Raw genomic sequence first — 23158 nt, 5'->3', positions numbered from 1 at the left:
GTTCAGCCCCCTTGGATTCCGGCTGCGATGACTGCACGACCGATCGGCGCAGCAACCGAGCCACCGGTAGCGGCGAGTCCGCGGTCACCACCGTTCTCGACGATGACGGCCACGGCGACCGTCGGATTCTGCGCCGGTGCAAAAGCGATGTACCAGGCGTGCGGCGGAGTTTCCCGAGGGTTCACGCCGTGCTCGGCGGTACCGGTCTTGGACGCGATCTGAACTCCGGGGATCTTGCCGTCGCCGCCGGTGAAGTTCTCCGAGCCGATCATCAGATCAGTCAGCGTTGCGGCCACTGCCGGCGAGATCGCCTGACCCATCGACACCGGTGACGGCGTACTGAGATCGGTCAGATCCGGTGCCTGCAACTGGGAGATCAGGTTGGGCTGCATCCGCACACCGCCGTTGGCGACGGTCGCGGCGATCACTGCATTCTCGAGCGGGGTCACCGCGACGTCGCGCTGGCCGATGCTGGTCTGGCCGAGGGCAGCGTCGTCGGAGATGTCGCCGACCGTGCTGTCTGCAACCGGCAGCGGGATCGCGGGAGTGTTGGGTCCGATGCCGAAGGCGCTGGCCTCGTCCTTGATGGCGTCGGCGCCGTCCTTGATGCCCAGTTCGACGAAAGCGGTGTTGCACGAGCGCGCGAACGCGTCGCGCAACGACGCCGTCGGGTTGGGGCCGCACGTGCTGCCGTTGTAGTTCTCGAGGGTCGTGTTGGTGCCGGGCAGCGTGATCTGCGGCGCCGCGGTCAGCTGGTCGTCCGGCGTCGCACCGTTGCCAAGAGCTGCGGCCGTGGTGAGCACCTTGAACGTCGAGCCGGGCGGGTAGGTCTGCGAGATCGCGCGGTTGACCAACGGATCGTTGGGATCGGCATTGAGCTCGTCCCACGCCTTCGTGGTTTCGGCGCCGTCGTGGCTGGCAAGCAGGTTCGGGTCGTAGCTCGGAGTGCTGACCATCGTCAGGATGCGTCCGGTGCTCGGCTCGATCGCGACGACGGAACCGGTGTAACCCTTGCTGGTCAGCTGGTCGTACGCCACCTGCTGCATGGCCGGATTGAGCGTCGTGACGACGTTGCCGCCGCGCGGATCGCGACCGGACACCAGGTCGAAGAAGCGCTGACTGAACAACCGGTTGTCCGAGCCGTTGAGAATCGGATCCTCGGTGCGCTCGAGGCCGGCGCTGCCGTACTGCATCGAGTAGAAGCCCGTGACCGGTGCGTACGGGTACGGATTCGGATACTCGCGCAGGTACTTGTACCGGTCGTCGGTGGCGCGGGAGGCGGCAAGCACCTGACCGGAAGCCGAGATCTGACCTCGCTGGCGTGAGTACTCGTCGAGCAGCACCCGCGAGTTGCGCGGGTCTGCTCGCAGGTCGTCAGCTTTGATGACCTGTACGTACGTGGCGTTGGCGAGGAGCGCGACGACCATCACCATGACGGCCATCGCGACGCGGCGCAGTGGAGTGTTCATACGCGCGGCATCATCTCGGTATTGGCGTCAGCGATTGGGGGCGGACCTTTCTTCTTCGTCACTACCGGCGCACGAGCCGCGTCCGAGATCCGGACGAGGATGGCCAGCAGTAGGTAGTTCGCGAGCAGCGACGAGCCGCCGTACGACATGAACGGTGTTGTCAGACCCGTCAGCGGGATCAGCTTGGTGACGCCGCCGACGACGACAAAAATCTGGATCGCGATGGTGAACGACAGACCGGCGGCGAGCAGTTTGCCGAAGCTGTCGCGCACTGCCAGTGCCGTACGCAGGCCGCGCACGATGAGAAGCAGGAACAGCATCAGCACAGCGGCCAAGCCGATCAGGCCGAGCTCTTCGCCGATGGTCGCGATGATGAAGTCCGTCTTCGCGAACGGCACCTGGTTGGGCCGGCCACTGCCCAGACCTGTTCCGGCGATACCACCGGTGGCCAGGCCGAACAGCGATTGCGAGATCTGATACCCGGTGTTGGCGTAGTCGCCGAGCGGGTCCAGCCAGGTGTCGACGCGCACGCGTACGTGGCCGAACATCTTGTAGGCGAAGAAGAATCCGATGGCGAGCAGTCCGCCGCCGATCACCAGCCAGCCCACACGCTCGGTCGCGATGTAGAGCATCACCAGCACGGTGCTGAAGAGCAGCAACGACGTACCGAGGTCGGTTTCGAAGACGAGCACACCCACCGAGACGATCCAGGCGAGCAGGATCGGACCGAGGTCGCGGGCACGCGGAAAGTCCATGCCCAGGAAGTGTTTACCGGCCGAGGTGAACAGGTCGCGCTTGGCGACGAGCACGGACGCGAAGAAGATGATGAGCAGGATCTTCGCGAACTCACCTGGCTGAATGCTGAATCCGGGCAGGCGAATCCAGATCTTCGCGCCGTTCACGCTCGAGAACTTCGCCGGCAGGATCGCGGGAATCGCCAGGAACACCAGGCCTGCGAGGCCGAGTGTGTAGCTGAACCGCGCCATCAGGCGGTAGTCCTTCAAGAATACGAGCAGCAACACGAAACCGGTGATCGCCAGTGCAGTCCACATGACCTGCTGGTTCGCATCCGGTGACGGTGCCTCGACGCCGTTGTAGAGCGCTGTCTGTTCGTCGGCGAGGTCGAGTCGGTGGATGAGCACCAACCCCAGGCCGTTGAGCAGGGCGACGATCGGCAGCAGCAGCGGATCGGCGTACGGCGCATACCGTCGAATTGCCAAGTGCGCGATCAGGAACAAGCCCGTGTACGCGAGCGCGTACTTGGCCAGATCGAGAGTGATCTTCTGTTCCTGGCTCGCCTCGACGAGCAGAAGCGAGACCGTCGTGATGATGACGGCGAAGCCTAGGAGCAGCAGCTCCATGTTTCGACGGGTCGACTGGACCGGCGCCGGGGCAAAACCTCCGGGCGGACTCGGAAAAGCCGTCCCCGCAGCTGCGTTGGACGACATCAGTTGACCGTCCTGCAAGTCTGACCGGGAATGTCGGTCGGCGTCGGCGTAGTCGTGGGTGCTGCCGTCGTCGGCGTAGCAGGCTCCGCGGGCGGTGCGGGGGGCGGCGTGGTCTCCGGTGCCGGCGGGGGAGTGGGCGTGGCCGTTGTCGTCGGAACCGGCTCACAACGAGGCAGCAGATCGCCGCCGATGAGACGGATCATCTGGCTCTGCGCATCTTCACGCTTGCCGGACGGCAGCCCGGCGCGCACCTGCTCCTGCGCCGACGGCTGCAGATCAGTCACCTCGAGGATGTTGCAGTTGCTGGGAATCGCGTCGGGCGAGACGAGAGTGAGGACGTCGTCGTCGCCGACGCAACCCACCAGATCCGCGTCTTGCAGCGAGTAGCCGAGCACCGAACCGGGGATTCCGCGCAGCACCGTCACGCGGCCGTTGTCTTCGCCGACGTAGTAGTTGTTGCGGATGACGGCGCGGCCGATCACGGCGCCGACGCCGACCAGCGCGATCAGCACCACGGCGAGGACCACCCACCACAACCGGTTCCGCTTCTTCTTCGGTTCCGGTTCGGGTTGGGAGACAACTCGCTTGGGCGTCGCGCGCGGCGGACGCATGGCAGCGGCGCGGCCGGCAGCGGTGTTGGGGGGAGGGGCGTCCTCTTCCTCTTCCGTCGACGCGGCACCCGCGACGATGGGATGCGACTGGCCGTAATCGAGGTCGATGACATCGGCGACGACGACGGTGACGTTGTCAGGACCGCCGCTGCGCAGCGCCAATTCGATGAGACGATCGGCGCACTGCTCCTGCGAGCCCTCGCGCATCGTGTTCTCGATGGTCTCGTCGCTGACCACGTCGGAGAGGCCGTCGGAGCAGAGCAGGTAACGATCGCCGGCACGGGCTTCGCGCACGGTGAGCGTCGGCTCGATCTCGTTGCCGGTCAACGCTCGCATGATCAGGGATCGCTGCGGGTGCGTGTGTGCCTGTTCGGCGGTGATCCTGCCCTCGTCGACCAACGACTGCACGAACGTGTCGTCGCGGGTGATCTGCGTCAGGTGGTCGTCGCGCAGCAGGTAGGCGCGCGAGTCGCCGATGTGCACGAGGCCGAGCTTGCTGCCGGAGAAGAGGATTGCGGTGAGCGTGGTGCCCATGCCGTCGAGTTCGGGTTCTTCCTCGACGTGATCGGCGATGGAATCGTTGCCCTCGCGGGTGGCTGCCTCGAGCTTGCCGAGCAGATCTTCGCCGGGCTCGTCGTCGTCGAGATGCGCCAGGGCGGCAATCATCAACTGCGACGCGACCTCACCGGCCGCGTGTCCGCCCATACCGTCGGCCAAAGCCAGCAGGCGTGCACCGGCGTACACGGAATCTTCGTTGTTGGAGCGCACGAGACCGCGGTCGCTGCGCGCCGCGTAGCGGAGAACAAGGGTCACGGGCGTAGCTCGATTACCGTCTTGCCGACGCGAACCGGGGTGCCCAGCGGCACGCGCACCGCAGTGGTGACCTTGGCGCGGTCCAGATAGGTGCCGTTGGTCGAACCGAGATCCTCGACGTACCAATCAGCGCCACGCTGCGAGAGCCGCGCATGGCGCGTCGACGCGTAATCGTCGGTGAGAACGAGCGTCGAATCGTCGGCGCGGCCGATCATGACCGGCTGTGAACCCAGGGTGATGCGGGTACCGGCGAGGGCGCCCTGCGTGACCACCAGGTACCGAGGCACCTTCGCCTTGCCCAGCGAGGGCAGGACCTTTCCGGCACGGGTGTACCGCGGCGGAACCCTGACCCCGGAGCCGGCATAGATGTCGGAGCGGAGGGTGCGGAGGACTGCCCAGACGAACAGCCACAGTAGGAGCAGGAAGCCCGCCCGTGTGAGTTGCAGAATCAGGCCCTGCACGGCTGTCCACCTCCTTCTATGGCTCGAGCCCCGCCGCAGCGGGGTTCGAGCATTGTCGACTGGCAGCATCATAGGGGGCTCTGGGCCCCGAAGATCACGATACTGACAGCCGCGTGACGGCGGCGCGCCGACGGACCGCCGAATGTTCGATTGTTATCGGAAAAATCCTGGCGTCCGTTTCTCAGCTCAGAGAATGCGAACCAGAATCTCCGAGTGACCTGCACGAATGATGTCGCCGTCTGCCAGCTGCCAGTCCTGGACCGGTGCGCCGTTGACGGTGGTGCCGTTCGTGGATCCCAAATCGGACAGCATCGCGGTGCGGCCGTCCCAACGGATGTCGATGTGGCGACGTGAGACGCCCGTGTCCGGGAGGCGGAACTGAGCTTCCTGGCCGCGGCCGATGACATTGCTGCCGTCGCGAAGCTGGAAGTGGCGTCCGCTGCCGTCCTCGAGCTGCAGGGTTGCCGTCAGGCTCTGGGCCGTCGGTGCGTAACCGCCCTGCGGCTGGGCGTAGCCCTGCTGCGGGTAGGCCTGCGTCTGCTCGAAGTTGCCGCCCTGCTCGTAGCCGGCCTGCTCGTACGGCTGCTGTGTGTACGCCTGCTGGTCGTAACCGCCCTGCTGGTAGCTCTGCTGGTCGTAACCCGGCTGATCGTAGGACTGGCCGTTGTACGGCTGCTGGTAACCCTGCTGGTCGTAACCGCCCTGCTGGTAGCCCTGCTGGTCGTACCCACCCTGGTACGCCTGCTGGCCGTAGCCCTGCTGGTCGTACGGCTGCTGCTGGTAACCCTGCTGGTCGTAGCTGGCGCCCTGCTGGTCATAGCCCTGCTGGTCATAGCCCTGCTGGTCGTAACCGGTCTGCTCGTACGGCTGCTGCGGGTTCGGGTACGCCTGCTGGTCGTAGCCACCCTGCTGCTGGTTGTAGCCCTGCTGGTCGTCGCCCGTGCGGTAACCGTCGCCGCGGTCGTAACCGTTCTGGTACGGCGCTTCCTGGCCCTGCGGAGCGGCGTAACCGCCGTCGTCGTGGGAGTACCCGTTCCGTGCCGGCTGCTGCGGTTCGGGCTGGCGACCCGCCGGTTCGCGGCTTGGTTCGTAGCCTGAGTTCTGCGTCATGGGGCCGGCTCCTGGTTGTGACGGGACTGGATTGGAAACAGGGGGAACAATCGGTGCGGGTCGCTGAGGCGGCCGTTGTGGAGGCCGCGACGAAACCTGCGGAACATGCGACGGCGGTGATGCCTGCTCGGCGTCACCATCCGGGTCGACGGTTCCGCGGGTGCGGAACTGACCGGTGTGGAGCGTAGGCGAAGGCTCGAAAGTGACCGAGATGTCGCCGTACGTCTGCCAACCCTGATCGCGGATGAAATCCTGCAGGTGTCGGCTGAAAGCTTTGGTAGTCAGTTCGCGATCAGCTGCCAACTCTTCGTGGTCGGAGTTGTTGATGGTGATCACGTAGTTGTTGGGGGCGAGAAGGATTCCGCCGCCGAGGTGCTCGACGCGGTCACGTGCCTCCTGCTGGAGCGCCGCCTCTACTTCCTGCGGCACAACACCACCACCGAAGACCCGCGCGAATGCGTCGCCGACAGCTCCTTGGAGCTTTCGTTCGAAACGCTGCACGATGCCCATCGGGCCCTCCTCTCGCCTCGCATCTACGACGGCAAAATGCTCGGCAAGTAGCGCCGGCACCGCCTTGTCGCGTGTCGTCCAAACTGCTGTACAGGTTCCACGGTACTGTCAAATGTCGCTTCGGCAGTACCTGGCCGCTGTTTCAGCATGGTATCGGTTCTGGGCTTTTGGGTGCTCGGTGTTCATCGATTCGTGCCCTGAACTGCACGAATAGAACTTTCAAAGTTTGTCGTGATAATGTTTCGGCGTTGCTCGGGCGAGTGGCGGAATGGCAGACGCGCTGGCTTCAGGTGCCAGTGTCCTTCGGGACGTGGGGGTTCAAGTCCCCCTTCGCCCACCACAAGACGAGGCCACGAACTCATAAGAGTTCGTGGCCTCGTTTTTTGTTGTCGGCTATCTGGCCAAGGCCTGAATGAAGCTCAGAACGAAGTCCAATGCGGTGCCCGCAAACGGGTCGCCGACTGGTTGAGGGGGCGCGGCGGGCGCAGTGATCTGAGGGGTCATCATCCCTGGCGGCAGTGTGCCGGGCGGGAGATTGATGATGGCGTTGATGTCGTAGATGGTGTTGTCGGGACCGTTGGTCACCGCGAAAGAGATACTGCCGAGGTCGACGACCGGACTATCGGCTGATGCAGTACCAACTGCACTGCCGAAGGTGATCGCTGCAGCGAGCGCGCCGACACCGAGGGTGGCGGTGGTCCGGGACAAACGAGTAGGCGTTGCGGGTCCATTCACAGATGTGCTCCCTTTCGTGGTGACAGCATCCGCGTGGGAACGCGGTGGAGCCACGAGATTGCAACCACTACCAAGGAAGATAACGGACATCCACTTCATTGCGGGGTGGTTCGCAAGAAGTGTTCCGCGCTTAGGGAGCTGTCGTGATGGACATCGCGAGCAGATCTATCGGTGTTCCAAAATTGTCGTTTGAAACATCCGCCGGTGAACTTGAGATCCAGAGCAATCAACTTTCGGTGATCGCCGGGACCGCCCGAGATAATTTCAATAAACCTAGTCACTGATCAGCCAGTCGTTATCGCGTCAGCTCAGGTTGAAAACGACTCGGCAAGTGTGTGACTCCGAGAACAATCTTATGTCAGGTGAACGGCACTCTCCTTGACCTGATTGCTGAGCCAGACTTCCCACAATGAAGCCTTGAGGGGTAGATGGATGGGCGTTCAACGGACGCATCGAGTATTGCGGGTTCTGTCCGATTTGGCGGGTTCTGTAGTTAACCTGTTGGCAGAGACAACGCTGACGCCGTTGCTCTTATGTCATCCGTGATCCATACGTCTTTGATCGAAAGCAGAATGCACTTGGCGCAACGCCGCTCGACCTCCGCACCCACGACGCTTTACCGACTTACCGGTCTTGAAGGAAAAATCCACGCGATCAAAGAGAAATACCTCGGCGATTCAGAAGGATTCGAGACGCGCGAGTGTTCCGTCGGCGACCGCGAAGCACTCTTGGTGCACGGTCATATCTCAACCGAGCAACCGAAGTGGACTGAACGCGTCGGCTCACTGATCGAGGAACCGATCGTCGCGAAGAACGTGACGGCCGCAGCGGTATTGCTGATCGATGCAGGCGACAGTGTGACGTGGGCAATTACATACGGTATGGGATTTCTCTTGCTCGATCAGGCACATGTCGATCCGGGATTCGGGCAACGTCTGGCGATCAGGATCGCCGACCCTGAGAAGCTGAACTCGTTGACCCGTAAGACCATGGATGATCGAGCGAAAATCGATCGCTCATCGATTCCATCGGGTGCTCACCTCCGCGGGTTCGGTATCGGCGGCTTCGGTGAACTGGTTACTCGAGTCGTCGCTGCAGCCGAGTTGTCTGGGCTCAGCGTGGGTAAACCTTTCAAACTACGTGGCGCGGATGCTCTGAGCATGCCACTCGGACTGTCGCCGAAGACCTTGCTCACGGACTTGGCGATGATCGAGGAAGCGCTCGCACGACCTGCCCAGAAAGACCTCGAGGTGCTCGAACAACTGGTGGCGGTCAAGAAGGGCAGCGACAGCGCCCTTCTGCTTGACACAATGCTCGTCAAAGCTCTCAGTGCCGATTCTGTTGAGGGATTCGGATCCGCGTGGCCCCATGAAAGCGTCAACGAAAATGGGACTCCCGATTCGTTCGTAGTCAAGGGCAGAGGCCGAAGGGACGTCCGAGCAGGGGTCCCTACAGCAGAAGACATCAAAGAATCTGTCGACAAGAACAACATCCTCGATTCCCTAGATCGCGTGAAAATTCAACTCTTCAGCGATCCAGACGGCCAGGAAGCAATCAGTTCCGACATACCTCTGCGCAAGTGGATTGCATACGAAACAACCCTCGCCGGTCGAAGATATTTCCTTCACGACGGTGCGTGGTATCTGATGGACGATGCCTACGCGGCAGACCTCGCCAAACGCGTCCAAGAGATATTCGACCGCAACTGGCAAGGGGAACTACCGCCTTGGCCACCTGATCGTGAAGACGAAAAAATCGAAGAAAAGCACTACAACAAACTCGCTGCGGATGCCTGCGGCGGAGTGCTTCTGGACAGGAAGCTGATCTACACCTTGCAGAACAGGCGTGGATTCGAAACATGCGACATCCTCACATCTGACGGCGACTTGGTTCATGTTAAGAACATCGACTCATCCGCGCCCGCCAGCCATCTTTTTGCGCAAGGACACAATTCTGCGCACTCCCTCATGTCAGACAATCAAGCGCGAACGAAGTTCAAGAAACGCGTCGAGGATGCCGGCGGCGATCCTCACCTGGTGAAGAAGAAGCCGCCAGCTGTGGTGTTCGGGATCGCGCGCCGGAAAGGCAAATTGTTCACTGCCGAGACTCTCTATAGCTTCAGCCAGGTGACCCTGGTTCGCACAGTAAACGATCTGGAATCCCGCGGAATCGACGTCTACATTGTCCCCATTCTCAATGGCGCTGCCCCCGAGACCGCTGAAGCCTGACCTGGCGCGCGGACATTGCCCGCCGGGACACTGGCGCGAATCCCCGTCGAGCATCCGTCTCATTTGTCGGTTCAGGGTGACACGATGAACCGATTGTTCGTTGATGAAAGGTGCGGTGCGTGGCAGATAGTTCCTCTGACGGTGTTCCAGCTCGTCTGGAGGACCTCCAGTCAGGTGTGATGTTGATCGGTGTTGCTTCGGAGCCGGTGACGATCGTGGCCGTGGATCGGTACGGCACCGAGGCAGTGACCGTGACCTTCAAAGACGCCTCAGGCGGCCTTGGACAGCAAGTGCTGTACCGGCTCGACGAGGAGCGCCTGCGGATCGCGACCCCCCAAGCGCGGTGGGGTTTCGACGCCGACCCTGCCGACTTCCGGCTTGCCACCGAGGCCCTGCGGATCCGGATGGCCGGTCTGCACGATCCGATGGTCGCCGTCGCCTCGAGCGCAGTGGACCCGCTGCCGCATCAGATTCGAGCGGTCTACGGGGAACTGCTGCCACGAACACCCCTGCGGTTTGTCCTGGCCGATGATCCCGGCGCAGGAAAGACCGTGATGGCCGGACTGTATGCGAAAGAGCTGATGCTCCGCGGGGACTTGTCCCGGATGTTGATCGTTGCGCCCGGCTCACTGGTAGAGCAGTGGCAGGACGAGCTTGCGACAAAGTTCGGAATCGCGGCGGAGTTGTTGTCGCGGGAGTTGATCGCTTCCTGCGTGGATACCAATCCGTTCGACCGTCACCCGATCCTGATTGCCCGGATGGATCAACTCGCCCGCAACGACGACCTACTCGCGTTGCTGGACTCGAGCGAGTGGGATCTCATCGTCGTCGACGAGGCGCATCGGATGTCGGCGAGTTGGTGGGGCGGACAGCTCGACACGACCCGCCGCTACCAACTTGGCCAGAAGCTCGGTGAGATCACCCGGCACCTCCTGCTGATGACCGCGACCCCGCACTCGGGCAACGAAGCCAGCTTTCAGGCGTTCATGGCCTTGGTGGACCCGGACAGGTTCGAGGGCGAATACCGGGCAGGGGCGCACACCACCGACACTTCCGGGTTAATGCGACGGGTGGTCAAAGAGGAACTGCTCACCTTCGAAGGCAAACCCTTGTTCCCCGAGCGGATCGCCGAAACCGTTCCCTACACCCTCTCCGACGGGGAACAGCACCTCTACGAAGAAGTGACCCGGTATGTGCGGGAAGAAATGAACAAGGCCGGCCAGCTCGGCACCGACAACCCCCGGGCCCGCACCGTCGGATTCGCCCTCACCGTGCTCCAGCGTCGCCTCGCGTCCTCGACTCATGCGATCGTGCGATCACTGCAGCGACGCCGCGACCGCCTCGAAAGCAAACGCCGTGACATGCTCACCCCACAACCGCGACTGCTCGACGACACCACACTCGGGTCCAGGCTCGCCGACCCCGACGAACTCGACTCCCACGAACTCGAAGACCTCGAGGAACAGGTCGTCGACGCTGCGACTGCAGCCCGCACCGTCGCCGAACTCGACGTCGAAATCGCCCAACTCCAGAAACTCGTCGCACTCGCAGAGCAGGTTCGCGACTCCGGTGAGGACCGCAAATGGGCGGAACTGCGGTCCCTGCTCTTAGACGCAGACCTGCTGCGCGACCCACAAGGCGCACCGCGGAAGCTGATCGTGTTCACCGAACACAAGGACACCCTCTTCTACCTAACCGAGCAGATCCGCAACATCCTCGGCCGGCCCGACGCAGTAGTAACCATCCATGGCGGTACCCGCCGTGAGGAGCGCCGCGGCATCCGTGAGCAGTTCACCCACAACCCCACCACCCAGGTCCTCGTCGCCACCGATGCCGCCGGTGAAGGCCTGAACCTACAGGCCGCGCACCTGATGATCAACTACGACCTGCCATGGAACCCGAACCGTATCGAGCAACGTTTCGGCCGCATTCACCGCATCGGGCAAAAGCACACCTGTCGGCTGTGGAACCTCGTCGCTGCAGGCACCCGCGAGGGCCAGGTATTCACCCGACTCCTCGAGAAAATGGAAACCCAGCGCCGCGCCTACGGAGGTCGACTCTTCGACGTCCTCGGAGACGCGTTCGCCGACCAGCCACTACGCGGGTTGTTGATGGATGCCGTTCGCTACGGCGACGACCCCGCCCAGCTCGACAAACTCAACCAGATCATCGACGCCGAGGTCGCCCGCGGACTGTCCGATCTCCTCGACGAGCGTGCCCTCGCCCGCGAGAGCCTCGACCCGCACGAGCTCGAACGGTTACGCCGCGAGATGGATGAGGCTCGCGCACGAAAACTGCAGCCGCATTACATTGCCGCGTTCTTCAAAGACGCTTTTGCCCGCGCTGGTGGCCGGCTCACCCGCCGCGAAGCGGGCCGATTCGAGATCACCAACGTCCCGGCCGCATTACGTGCCCGGCAGCGACCCGGTGCTGCGTTGCCGATAGCCTCGCGCTATCACCGGGTCACCTTCGACACCGCCAATATTGATGCAGATGGTGGGGCGAGAGCTGAGTTCCTCGCCCCCGGCCATCCTCTGCTCGACACAGTCCTCGACGCCACCATCGAGACCCACCGTCATGCCCTCGAATCGGGCACAGTCCTGTTCGATCCCACAGACCCTGGCGAACAGCCGCGTCTGATCGTCGCGGTGACCGGGGAAATTATCGACGGCACAGGTCAGGTGGTCTCCAAATGTTTCGAATTCATCGCACTGGCCCCAGACGGTCAAGCGACCAGCTGTGGGCCGGCTCCGTATCTGGACCTGCATCCGCTGCCCGATACCGCCCGCACTACCGCGGACAGTGTGCTTGCGCAGTCGTGGCTCGCCGGTGGGGTGGATCGTCTCGCCGAATCATGGGCAATCGCTCACGCCCAACCCCAGCACCTCGACGAAGTGCGGTCCCGGGTACTGCCACTGGTGGAAAAGACCCGCACCGCAGTGCACAAACGGCTCACCCAACAGGTCAACTACCTCGACAGTGAAGCTGCACGTATCCGCGACAGTAGCTCCTCTGCCCAACGCGGTCGCCCGGCGAAAAACAAACAAAGTCCCGAGCGTCTCGAAGCCCGAGCCCGGGATCTCGAGGCGCGCTTGGAGGCTCGAACCGTCGAGCTCGACCGTCAAGCTCGACTTGCGGCGAAACCACCCCGAGTCGAAGGAGCTGCTCTGATCATCCCGGCAGGGATGCTGCCGGGCCCGGCAGCCACATACGCCCGGGACACTGCCCGGGTCGAACGCCGCGCAGTCGACGCGATCCTCGCCGCAGAACGCGCACTCGGACGGGTGCCCGAGGAAATGCCACACAACAACAAGGGCTACGACATCCGTTCCCTCGATGCGCAAGGCCGCTACGTGTTCATCGAGGTCAAAGGACGGATCGAAGGTGCGGAAGATTTCACTGTCACGTTCAACGAAGTCCTCTATGGCAAGAACGTCCCCGATCAGCACCGCCTCGCTCTCGTCGCCGTCAGTGACCAGGGACCGGACCACGATCAACTCCGATACGTACACGAGCCGTTCCGTCGTATCGAGATGGGCGACCTCGCTGCTACCCAAGTTCGCCTTGATTGGGCTAAGACGTGGGCGAAAGGAACCTCACCTTCATAGTGGGTTTACCTCGAATCGTCCGACCAGGGCCAACCCAGGAAGATGGCGGGGTCGCCCGATAGTGTTCACACCACACTTGCCGCGTCAGCGGTGACAACTCAGACAAGGATCCGCGCCGTGCCCGCCGAAAACTCCACCTCCGTACCGCGTCGCAAGCTCATCGAGGTGGCCTTGCCTTTGGAGACGATCAACAAGGAGTCGGCGCGGGAAAAGTCGATCCGTCATGGGCATCCGTCGACGCTGCATCTGTGGTGGTCCCGCAAGCCCTTGGCTACGGCGCGTGCAGTGCTGTTCGCACAGTTGGTCGACGACCCGTCCTCTCATCCCGACCGTTTCCCGACCGATGAGGCTGTTGCCGCGGAACGCAAGCGCCTGCACGAACTGATGGAACGCCTCGTCGTTTGGGAAAACTCAAATGATGACCGCCTACTTGCGGAAGCCCACCAGGAGATCCTGAACTCGACCAACGGTAATCCACCGCCAATCCTCGACCCGTTCGCCGGAGGCGGCTCCATCCCGCTCGAGGCTCAGCGATTGGGGCTCGAGGCCCACGCCTCGGACCTCAACCCGGTTGCGGTACTGATTAACAAAGCACTGATCGAGATCCCGCCGAAGTTCGCCGGACGTCCGCCAGTATTCCCGGGCGCAGCTGAATCACAGATCAACAACTGGCCTCGCGCGACCGGACTCGCCGAAGACGTGCGCCGCTACGGCCAGTGGATGCGGGACGAAGCCGAGAAGCGTATCGGGCACCTGTACCCGAAAGCGACGTTGCCCGACGGCTCCGAGGCGATGGTGATCGCGTGGATCTGGGCCCGAACAGTAACCTGCCCGAACCCGGCCTGCGGGATCGCGATGCCACTCACGAGCAAATGGTGGCTGGGCAAGAAGAAAGGCAAGGAAGCCTACGTCGTACCGTCGGTAGTGGATGGAACGGTGAAATTCACGATTGGACACGATGTGAAGTCGGCGCCGACCAAAGAGACTGACGGCACGATCGGGCGAACCGGGGCGAAGTGCATCGGTTGCGGGTCTGCGGTGGAATTGAAATATATCCGGGAGGAAGGCCGTGCTGGTCGGATCAACTCACAGTTGATGGCGGCGGTTGCCGAGGGCAAGCGGACACGCATATATCTGGACCCGACAGCAATACATGAGGCAGCGGCGCAGGTAGAACCACCTATGGATGTGCCGGACGGTAACCTCGCCAAAAACCCACGGGACTTCAAGACTCCAAATTATGGCATGATTGCCTTCACTGATCTCTTCACCCCACGTCAGCTTACGGCGCTAGTTACATTTAGTAACCTCGTTTCTGAAGCACGCGAGCGCGTCCTTGCCGATACGCTCGCTGCAGGTATGGGCGAGGGCGCATGCCTAGAAGCAGGCGGCACTGACGGGGCGGCGTACGCGGACGCAGTGGCGACTTATCTGGGGCTGGGTGTAAGCAAGATTGCTGACATGAACAACGCCATCGCCAGATGGAAATCGACCATGGATCAGGCAATCGCACTTTTCGCCCGACAGGCAATCCCCATGGCATGGGACTACGCCGAGACTCCGCCCCTGGCAGACAAGCATGCAGGCGGATTCGTCACAAGCATCACAGGAATGGCAAAGGTTCTCGACAAAATTTCGCCGTCGATTCCAGCGTATTCACTCCAAGCATCCGCATCCGATCGAACTCTGGAAGGCTTTCTCCTATCAACTGATCCGCCCTATTACGACAACATCGGATACTCCGATCTCTCGGACTTCTTCTATGTCTGGCTCCGTCGTTCGCTTCGATCAATCCATCCCGAGCTTATGGGCTCCATGTTGGTCCCTAAAGCCGAGGAACTCGTCGCCAACCCTTATCGTCATGACGGTAGGGACGGTGCGCACAGGTTCTTCGAGGACGGCTTCCGTGAGGTGTTCCGTCGCGCCCGCGAGTCCGCAGTACCAGACTTCCCAATCACCGTTTACTACGCTTTCAAGCAGCAAGACTCCGACGGCATGAACGAGGCCTCAACTGGTTGGGAGACCTTGTTGGAGGGCATGATTCGTTCAGGCTGGGCTATCACTGCCACTTGGCCTATGCGTAGCGAGCTCGGTAATCGAATGCTCTCACAGGGCACGAATGCTCTGGCATCTTCGATCGTTTTGGCCCTGCGTCCTCGCCCCGACGCCGCACCCACCACCGACCGTCGTGGCTTTATCAACGCACTCAAGGACGAACTGCCAGCCAAGCTCAAAGAGCTCCAGCAAGGCGCCATCGCCCCTGTCGATCTCCCCCAGGCTGCGATCGGACCCGGCATGGCCGTGTTCTCCCGCTACTCGGGCGTGCTCACCGATGACGGCAGCAAGATGACCGTCCGTGCTGCACTGTCCCGGATCAACGAGATCCTCGACGAGGTACTTGCCGAGCAGGAAGGCGACTTCGACGTCGATACCCGCTTCGCGATCGCCTGGTTTCGCCAGCACGGTTTTAATGCCGGAGTCTTCGGTGATGCAGACAATCTCGCGCGCGCCCGCAATGCGTCGTTGGATCATCTCGAGCGCGCGGGCATCCTGACTAAGCCCGCGGGCAAGGTTACGCTCCTTTCTCCTGAGGCTTTGGATGTCATGTACGCAGAGAAGGCATATGACGCTGTCACAGATCAACACATCAGCGCGTGGGAAGTGGTGATGCACCTGTCCCGTCTGCTCACAGCGAAGGGCGTGCCCGCAGCCGCGCAACTGCTCGCGGACGTCCCGGCGTCGATCGACCGCGATCTCTGCAAAGAGCTGGCGTTCTTGTTGTTCGCAATCGCTGAGGACCGCAAACAGACGAAGCTCGCCGTCGAGTTCAATGCGCTCGGCACTGCTTGGAATGACATCGTCGCCGAATCTCGCAACGCAGCAACCCAACTCACGTTCGACGCATAGGGGATCGAGTAATGGCACTGAGCAACCGCGACCGCATCGGACGCGCCTTCGAGCTCTTCGGCACCGCGCTCGACGAGTTCCACACCTACGTCCTCGCGAAGGAAATCCCCGCCGGCCAGGACTGGACCGCGTTGCTGGCACTCAAGGATTCTGTGAAGAGCGGTGTTGGCAGGACGTACAGCCGAACCGATCCGCAGAACGGGCTGCGGATGGTCACCGAGCAGATCCCGAACCAGATTCGCAAGGGTTGGTACCCGTACTCCGAACATCTTTCCCGTACCGAACAGAGTTGGGCGACGGAGCTGCGTGACGTGCGAAATACATGGGCGCACAACGGTTCCTTCACAGCCGATGACGCGTACCGGGCCCTCGATACTGCCGAACGGTTCCTGCGTGCGATCGGAGCGCCCGACTCCGCCGATGAGGTCCGCCGCTCCCGGATCGACCTGATGCGGTTGAGCTCGGACAAGGAGGATCGCAAGGTCGTCAAAGCCTCTCCGACCACGGAGGTCGGCTCCGCCGGTCTCGAACCGTGGCGCCTGGTGTTGCGTCCGCACGAGGACGTGGCCAGCGGAAACTTCCACGCGGCTGAGTTCGCGGCCGACTTGGCGATGGTGTCGCGTGGTGAGGGCGATAGCGAGTACACCGACCCGGTGGAATTCTTCCAGCGCACGTTCCTCACCGAGGGGCTGCGTGACCTCACTGTCCGTGCAGTCAAACGTTTGTCCGGTGATCTGAATGCCGCACCGATCATCAACCTGCAGACCAACTTCGGTGGCGGCAAGACCCACTCGATGCTCGCGGTGTGGCATCTCGCATCAGGTCGTCCACTGGCCGCCTATCCGCAGGAAGTCCAAGACGTGCTCGCTGACCAAGACCTCCTCAAAGCCCGCCGGGTCGCGCTCGTCGGCACCCAAATCCAGGCCGGCGCAGTTAAGGAGATGGCAGACGGTACCAAGGTCAACACGCTGTGGGGCCTGATGGCCTGGCAGCTCGGCGGCCGCGAAGCCTACGAGATCATCCGACAGTCCGACGAGGCACGCACCAACCCCGGTGACGCGCTGCGCCAACTCTTCCAGCAGTTCGGTCCCGCGGTGATCCTAATCGACGAGTGGGTCGCATACGCGCGTCAGCTCTACGGCCGCGAGGACCTGCCCGACGGCACTTTCGACACTCAATTCACTTTCGCGCAGGCGCTGACCGAAGCAGCGAAAGCCGTCCCCGGCACTCTTGTACTCATCTCGATCCCGGCGTCCGCCGAGATGAAGGACGGCGAGTATGTCGGTGACGAGGAGGAGGTCGGCGGCGAGAACGGCCGCGAGGCGCTGAAAATGTTGCGTAAGGCCGTCGGCCGGGTCGCCGATCAATGGCGGGCCGCGAACGCTGAGGAAAGTTTCGAGATCGTCCGCCGTCGACTCTTCGAAACCCCGGACAGTCAGGCCCTCGCGAAGATCAACGCCACCTCACAGAAGCTCGTCGACTTCTACCGCGATCACCGTTCCGAGTTCCCTCGTGAGGTGATCGAGAACGACTATCTGGACCGGATCCGCCGCTGTTACCCCATCCATCCCGAACTCTTCGACCGGCTCTACGAGGACTGGTCCACGCTGGAGCGGTTCCAGCGCACCCGCGGTGTGCTGCGGCTGATGAACACGATCGTGGGGCAGTTGTGGCGGGAAAACGACACTGCACCGCTGATCATGCCCGGTTCGGTGCCGCTGCGCGCCGACAAGGTGGTCACCGAGCTCGCTCAGTACCTCGACGACAAGTGGAAGGCGTTGATCGACACTGACGTAGATGGGCCCAATTCGGCACCGGCCCAGGTGGACAAGGCCAATACGCTGCTGGGGACTCGGCTGACAACACAACGGCTGGCTCGCACGGTGTTCATGGGTGCTACCCCGACCTTGAGATCGGCGCATAAAGGCCTGGACAAGCAGCGGGTATTTCTCGGCACTGCGATGCCGGGCGATGTACCCGGCAATTTTCACTCGGCACTCAACCACCTCGCGAACACTGCAACGTACTTCTACAATTCCGAGTCGCTGTACTGGTACGACACCCAGGCCAACACCACCCGCACCGCCCGTGACCACGCAGAACGACTCCACAAGGAGGAGGTCTGGAACGAGGTCATCGAACGGCTGCAGACTCACCGCAAGACCGCCGCTGACGGGTTCACCGCCGTGCACGTGGCACCGGAGAGTTCAGCCGACGTGCCCGACCAGCAGGAAGTTCGCCTGGTCATCGTGCCGCCGTCACACACCCACACCAAAACCGACTCCGACGCAGTTGCTTGGGCCCGCGATGTCACGGAACACCGCGGCAACGCCGCCCGCAGCCACAGGAACATGGTTACTTTCCTCGCAGCCGACGCGACCAGGTGGAAGGAACTCGACACAGCGGTCCGCGACTTCCTCGCATGGTCATACGTACGCGACAACGCCGACAAGAGTCTCGGTCTGACGTTCGCGCAGCGTGAGCAGGCTGTCGATCGGGTCGCCATGCACGACCGGACTGTGCGAGACCGCCTGCTCGAGACCTACCAGTGGGTGCTGGTAGCCATCCAGCCGGATGCAACCCGCCCGTTAACGATCGAGGCGAAGAAAGACTCCAGCGGTGAGCAGCTCTCCGTCCGGGCTGCCGCGCGCCTGCGCAACGAGGGATGGTTGACCATTCAGCGTGGTCCGGCGCTAATCCGACACGATCTCGACGGCCGGCTACGCGCGGCCTGGGAACGCGACGGCCACCTCACTTTCGGGCAGCTGTTCGGTTTCTACACGACGTACCCGTATCTCGCCCGGTTGCGCGACCGCACAGTATTGGAGGACGGCGCACTCTCGGTATTCGACGAATTGATTTGGCAGCAAACTGGTTTCGCGTTCGCCGACAGTTGGGACGGCACCGACTACGTCGGTCTGGTGTTGCCCTCAGACAAGGTGACACCGCCGCAAATGACGGATTCGCTGCTGCTGGTACAGCCGGAACGAGCAGAGGCACAGCGTAAGCGAGAAATCGCAGCAATCACACCGCCCGACGACTCTGGTGAGGGCACCACAGGAACTGACACAGATCCCGAGACAAATACCGAAGCTGAATCTGGTGAAACAGCGAGCGGGACATCCGCAGCATCTCGCGGAGGGAGAAAGAGAGACGGCGAAAAACCGGTCGTGGTGGCGCGAAAGAACCGCTTCTTCGGCTCGACCGAACTGAACTCGGACTTCTACGTCCGCGACTTCAACAAAATCACCAACGAGATCATTCAACACCTCGCTGCCGCAGACGGAGTGCAACTCGAAGTGAGAATCGAGATCACTGCAACGACCCCTACAGGGTTCGATGAAAACAAGATCCGAACAGTCAGCGAGAACGCCACTGTTCTCAAATTCGATCAGGCAGGATTCGAGGCCGAATAACCCACAGCAATCACCACACCGTTCCATAGATTCGTTAGGACGGTGTGGGCGTACCCGACTGCTGATCCGGGATAATGGGCGTCCCGCCGGGTGGTGTCTCGAATCCTCAGAGCGGCGAGACACCCTTGCAGGATTGACATTAAGGTGGACGATACCTACAACAGGGATCTTGGCCGGCGGAGGATCTCGCAAAGAGTGATCAGCTATCCAGCACCTTGGGCGCAATGGAATGGGACCCGTTCCGTGATTCGTGTCGCATAAAATCGGGCGCAATCTCGACGTTTACACTCGGAGATCTATTTCCTGCGTAGCCGTGGGCGACATCGATCATCTCCTGAACCGTTGAAACGATACGCTGAAAACGCCCGGGCTTGAGCTTTGGTTCATTCGGTTCGTATCGCGCCGGCGCCCTCAGAGATGCGAGATTGTCGAGTACCTGGGCGTGGTCAGCCGGGCTGTTTTGCGCTGCGGTCCACCGCCTAAGCCACTCTCGTCTGTGCTTATGACTTTGGTTTGTGTCCGACTGGAGCAACATCAATGCCTGCACGGTGAGTTCGGCAGATGAATAGAGGAGATCTATTGCAGGAGAGAGAGTGTCGTTTCCGCTGCTCACTGCGACAGCTAGGAAACCCTCGGCCTTGGTCAGTAGTTTCCTGGCTTGTTCGAGATTGCGCCGGAAATCGAAACCGAGGATCCCTGCGCCGTTCTCGGCTCGAAAATAACAGACCCATCCACTATCAGAGTGCACCTCTCCCTCCATCGGTTCGATGCGGTCAAGATATTGAAGTCCGTCCTCGGCCTTAGCAAGGGTCACCGCCATGCGCGCCTCATCGCCTAGTCGTACTTCCACTGACCGGTCACCCGAGGGCAACTCGGCGAGAAACTGATCGACACTTCGCGGAGCAATCGAGAGACCACGACGACGTACCTCAGGTGCGACGAATATCTCGAACATATTGCTAATGACGATGGTGTCGAATTGAGCTGAATGCTCGTCAGATACTGCTTCTGCGTTGGGGTCGTTTTCCACAGTCAGACTCTAGGTGATTGGAACGGAATCAGGTGACTGGATGCAGCCTTAGATGTACCTTTTTCCGCATCCAAACCACTTGTCTCGGAGGGGTGGGTCTCAATACGAGAGGCATGCTTTTTGTCGAAAACAGATCGATATTCGGCATCTGGTCAGCCGCGGCGATTGCGCAGGGGTCGTGTGTCGAAAACCCGGGTCGACAATCACGTCGAATTGCTGCGGGGCGTCCGGGGTTTCCGACGGCATTGAAGGGATCAAACCCGGTTGTTTGCGGATCAGTTCGCATGTCAACGCGCAGAGGTGGTGTGCAGAGATGGACAGACACGGTTGGCGAGTGGTCATCCTCCACCTGAAGATTTGAGTGCCATGGCGACGGAGGGTCGGCTCTAACTTCGTGATCCGATTCGATCATTGTGAAGGTGCGAAATTTCGTATCCATCTGGACCGCGGTGAAGCCATTCCTTCGGCCGCAAGGCTGCAGGGTTGAACCGAGCTGAGAACCTGGGAAGCGCATCGGGGAACAGGAGTTCGACCCGTAAAAGTTTGATGTCGATGGCATCGCGAGTTTCCATTCGTCGTTGATGTGGACCAATGCCAAAGTTTCTCGCCAGCGGTCGCTACGCCGGTCTCGATCCGAAGCGACCCAGCCGGCGCGCCAACAGGGTCAGGTCAACCTCTTGTTCAAAGGCGCGGCCGGAACGCAGGCGAGCTAGAATTGCGGCCCGTATTGCGTATTGGGCGTGTCCGACAGAAGTTCTCCGTTTTTCTTGGGCAGTGACAATAGGTTCACGTGTGTCCGAAATGTCGTCCCCATCGGGGACGCCTCAACCCCGCGCCTTCAGCGCCGCACGCGCCGCATTGAACCCACCCATCCCGTGGACCCCGCCGCCCGGGGGAGTCGCGGATGAGCAGAGGTACACGCCCGGGGCCCCGGTGGCATAGGGGTCCAGCCCGAACCGGGGGCGCGCGATGATCTGCCGTGCAGTGTTCGCCCCCGCGGAGATGTCGCCGCCCACATAGTTGGGGTTGTACGCCTGCATCTGCGGCACATTGCGCACGTGGACGCCCACGATCCGGTCCCGGAATCCCGGCGCAAAGCGTTCGATCTGACGTGTGATCGCATCGGTTGCGTTGCCCGGATATCCATGCGGCACATGCGCATACGCCCACACGGGATGGATGTCTCCCACAGATCGGGAGGGGTCGGCCAAGAACTGCTGGCCCAACAGAATGAAGGGCTTGTCCGGCATCTGACCCCGAACGGTCTGACGTTCGACAGCAGCAGTTTGCGAAATCGTCCCGGACAGATGCAGGGTGCCGGCCCTGCGGGCCTGCGGATTCGTCCACGGCACGACTCTCCCGTCGGAATCACCACGCACGGCGTAGTCGACCTTGTACGCGGCGGTGCCGTAGCGGAATTTGCGGTAGGCCCGGGCAATGCGGTCGGGCTGCCGACCGTCGAGCAGACGACCGGCCACGTCTGGTGCGATATCGAGCATCACGATGTCGTAGTCGGCGATCTGGGAGTAGTTGGTGACCCAGTTCCCGGTTTCGATGGTGCCACCGAGGCTGCGCAGGATCGAGGCGAGCGCCTCCGCAATTGATTCTGAACCACCTTGCGCCACAGGCCAACCGTGAGCATGGGCTCCAGCAGTGAGCATCGAGCCGACAGCACTGGAGAGTGGAAGGGTGAGCGTCCCGAACATGTGCGCCGCGACGCCACCGAACAGCGCCCGCGCTTGTGGGGTCTTGAACATCCGAGCGAAACCCGTCGCGGGAAGCAGAGCGCCCGTGCCGAAACGGGCGAGCATCAGCGGGTGCTTCGGAACGTGCACGATCGGCTGGAAGACGTCCTGCACCAACTCATCGAAGTTCTCGGAGAGGTATCCGAAGACGTCGAGCCAGCGCTTACCGTCGACACCCAGTCCTTCAGCGGTCCGGTTGATGTCGCGCCACAGAACCCCGGCGGTGCCGTCGTCGAGTGGATGGACCAGATCGATCTCGGGCCACAGCCACGTCAGGCCATGCTTGGCGAGCCCGAATTCGCGGTCGAGGGCCTTGAAGTAGGGAGAAGCCAAAGCGGTGGGATGGAAGGCGGAGCAATCGTCGTGGACGAGTCCGTCGACTATGTATTCGCTGCTGCGGGTGCCGCCGCCGATCTTGTCCGCACCCTCGATGACATGGACGTCGATTCCGGCGCGGGCGAGTTCGATCGCCGCCGCGAGACCGTTGGGACCACTGCCCACCACTACTGCTGTTGTCATTTGCGCTTCGCCACCCGTCTTCTCAAGGGTGAGCCTACGGAAATTACAGCGATGGCATTCTGCGAGCAAACAATTCAGGCCTAGACCTTGGTTGATCGATCAACTTTTGTTACAGTTCGAGGCGCACTGGCCGCAGCTGATTTTCATCGCTGCGGCCAGTTGTTGCTTTCATCGCCCATCGCGCCTGTTTCCTGCGGATTCGGTATCCTGTGAATCGGAACTTCTCTGCACAGACGCAGCTCCGAAATCTGTCGAGGGGCCTTCTGGCTCCCTGCATCGCCGCAGTTCAGAGCAATTATAGGGCTACCTTAGTTGCGCCCGTGCCGGGGTTCTGAATTATCGTTTTCGTTACACGGTTGACTCACAAAAGTTTCAACCGACCGAAGACTCACGTCGCCGGGTGCCAGAACGCACACCATCGCGTCTGCGCAGGGCGGCTACTTCGGTGGTACCGAACACATCGTCGTGTCGGTGCTTTGAAGGACTTGCATTGCAAGTTGATGGCCATCAGCGCTGCTGGTCGTCGGTGCATCTTTATGGCATACGAA

At 61.8% G+C, this 23158-nt stretch carries 12 protein-coding genes and 1 tRNA gene; 5 read left to right on the top strand and 8 right to left on the bottom strand.

What is annotated here, in order from left to right; translation table 11 throughout:
- Positions 1-2: 2 nt before the first annotated feature.
- The 5 genes from G4D79_RS05080 to G4D79_RS05060 all read right to left on the bottom strand — a co-directional run bounded on the left by G4D79_RS05080 (position 3) and on the right by G4D79_RS05060 (position 6422).
- The gene (locus G4D79_RS05080) at positions 3-1469 is read right to left on the bottom strand and encodes a penicillin-binding protein 2 (protein ID WP_003943415.1); all 1467 of its coding nucleotides are present in this window, start codon (positions 1467-1469) and stop codon (positions 3-5) included.
- The gene (locus tag G4D79_RS05075) at positions 1466-2917 is read right to left on the bottom strand and encodes an FtsW/RodA/SpoVE family cell cycle protein (protein ID WP_007735775.1); all 1452 of its coding nucleotides are present in this window, start codon (positions 2915-2917) and stop codon (positions 1466-1468) included. The genes G4D79_RS05080 and G4D79_RS05075 overlap by 4 nt, the downstream gene beginning before the upstream one ends.
- Positions 2917-4341 (bottom strand): PP2C family serine/threonine-protein phosphatase, encoded by a 1425-nt coding sequence (locus G4D79_RS05070; protein WP_019746233.1) that lies wholly within the window; start codon positions 4339-4341, stop codon positions 2917-2919. The genes G4D79_RS05075 and G4D79_RS05070 overlap by 1 nt, the downstream gene beginning before the upstream one ends.
- Positions 4338-4802, bottom strand: coding sequence for an FHA domain-containing protein (locus G4D79_RS05065; RefSeq protein WP_003943418.1), 465 nt, complete (start codon positions 4800-4802; stop codon positions 4338-4340). Before G4D79_RS05065 ends, G4D79_RS05070 begins: the two co-directional genes overlap by 4 nt.
- Before the next feature lie 186 nt (positions 4803-4988).
- A complete protein-coding gene (locus tag G4D79_RS05060) occupies positions 4989-6422 on the bottom strand; it encodes a DUF3662 and FHA domain-containing protein (RefSeq protein ID WP_099696881.1) in 1434 nt (477 codons plus the stop codon).
- Positions 6423-6676: 254 nt separating this feature from the next.
- Between G4D79_RS05060 and G4D79_RS05055 the strand changes: the two genes are divergently transcribed.
- Positions 6677-6762 (top strand) — tRNA-Leu (locus G4D79_RS05055).
- A gap of 53 nt (positions 6763-6815) precedes the next feature.
- Here G4D79_RS05055 and G4D79_RS05050 read toward each other — a convergent pair.
- Positions 6816-7157: a hypothetical protein gene (locus G4D79_RS05050; protein WP_007735779.1), complete on the bottom strand. Its 342-nt coding sequence runs from the start codon at positions 7155-7157 to the stop codon at positions 6816-6818.
- A 542-nt stretch (positions 7158-7699) separates the two neighbouring features.
- On the opposite strand from G4D79_RS05050, the gene G4D79_RS05045 reads away from it, so the two are divergent.
- The 4 genes from G4D79_RS05045 (at position 7700) to G4D79_RS05030 (ending at position 19316) form a co-directional block, all read left to right on the top strand.
- Positions 7700-9385 (top strand): DUF6119 family protein, encoded by a 1686-nt coding sequence (locus G4D79_RS05045; protein ID WP_180279546.1) that lies wholly within the window; start codon positions 7700-7702, stop codon positions 9383-9385.
- 179 nt (positions 9386-9564) lie between these two features.
- A complete protein-coding gene (locus tag G4D79_RS05040; RefSeq protein WP_099696945.1) occupies positions 9565-12993 on the top strand; it encodes a helicase-related protein in 3429 nt (1142 codons plus the stop codon).
- Positions 12994-13110: 117 nt separating this feature from the next.
- Entirely contained in the window at positions 13111-15900 is a 2790-nt protein-coding gene (locus tag G4D79_RS05035) for a DUF1156 domain-containing protein (RefSeq protein ID WP_235867726.1), read from the top strand.
- A gap of 11 nt (positions 15901-15911) precedes the next feature.
- The gene (locus G4D79_RS05030; RefSeq protein WP_099696878.1) at positions 15912-19316 is read left to right on the top strand and encodes a Swt1 family HEPN domain-containing protein; all 3405 of its coding nucleotides are present in this window, start codon (positions 15912-15914) and stop codon (positions 19314-19316) included.
- 199 nt (positions 19317-19515) lie between these two features.
- Here G4D79_RS05030 and G4D79_RS05025 read toward each other — a convergent pair whose 3' ends face one another.
- Both G4D79_RS05025 and G4D79_RS05020 read right to left on the bottom strand, forming a co-directional pair.
- Positions 19516-20346, bottom strand: a complete 831-nt coding sequence (locus G4D79_RS05025) for a HEPN domain-containing protein (RefSeq protein WP_143542653.1) — start codon at positions 20344-20346, stop codon at positions 19516-19518.
- A gap of 824 nt (positions 20347-21170) precedes the next feature.
- On the bottom strand, positions 21171-22610 hold the full coding sequence (locus tag G4D79_RS05020; RefSeq protein WP_099696875.1) for an NAD(P)/FAD-dependent oxidoreductase: 1440 nt from the start codon (positions 22608-22610) through the stop codon (positions 21171-21173).
- Positions 22611-23158: the final 548 nt, after the last annotated feature.

Origin of the sequence: Rhodococcus sp. WY5, assembly GCF_018588185.1 — a bacterium.
GTDB classification, from domain to species: domain Bacteria; phylum Actinomycetota; class Actinomycetes; order Mycobacteriales; family Mycobacteriaceae; genus Rhodococcus_F; species Rhodococcus_F qingshengii.
Note: the sequence above shows the minus strand (reverse complement) of the source record. Positions and strands in the feature narration are given on the sequence as shown.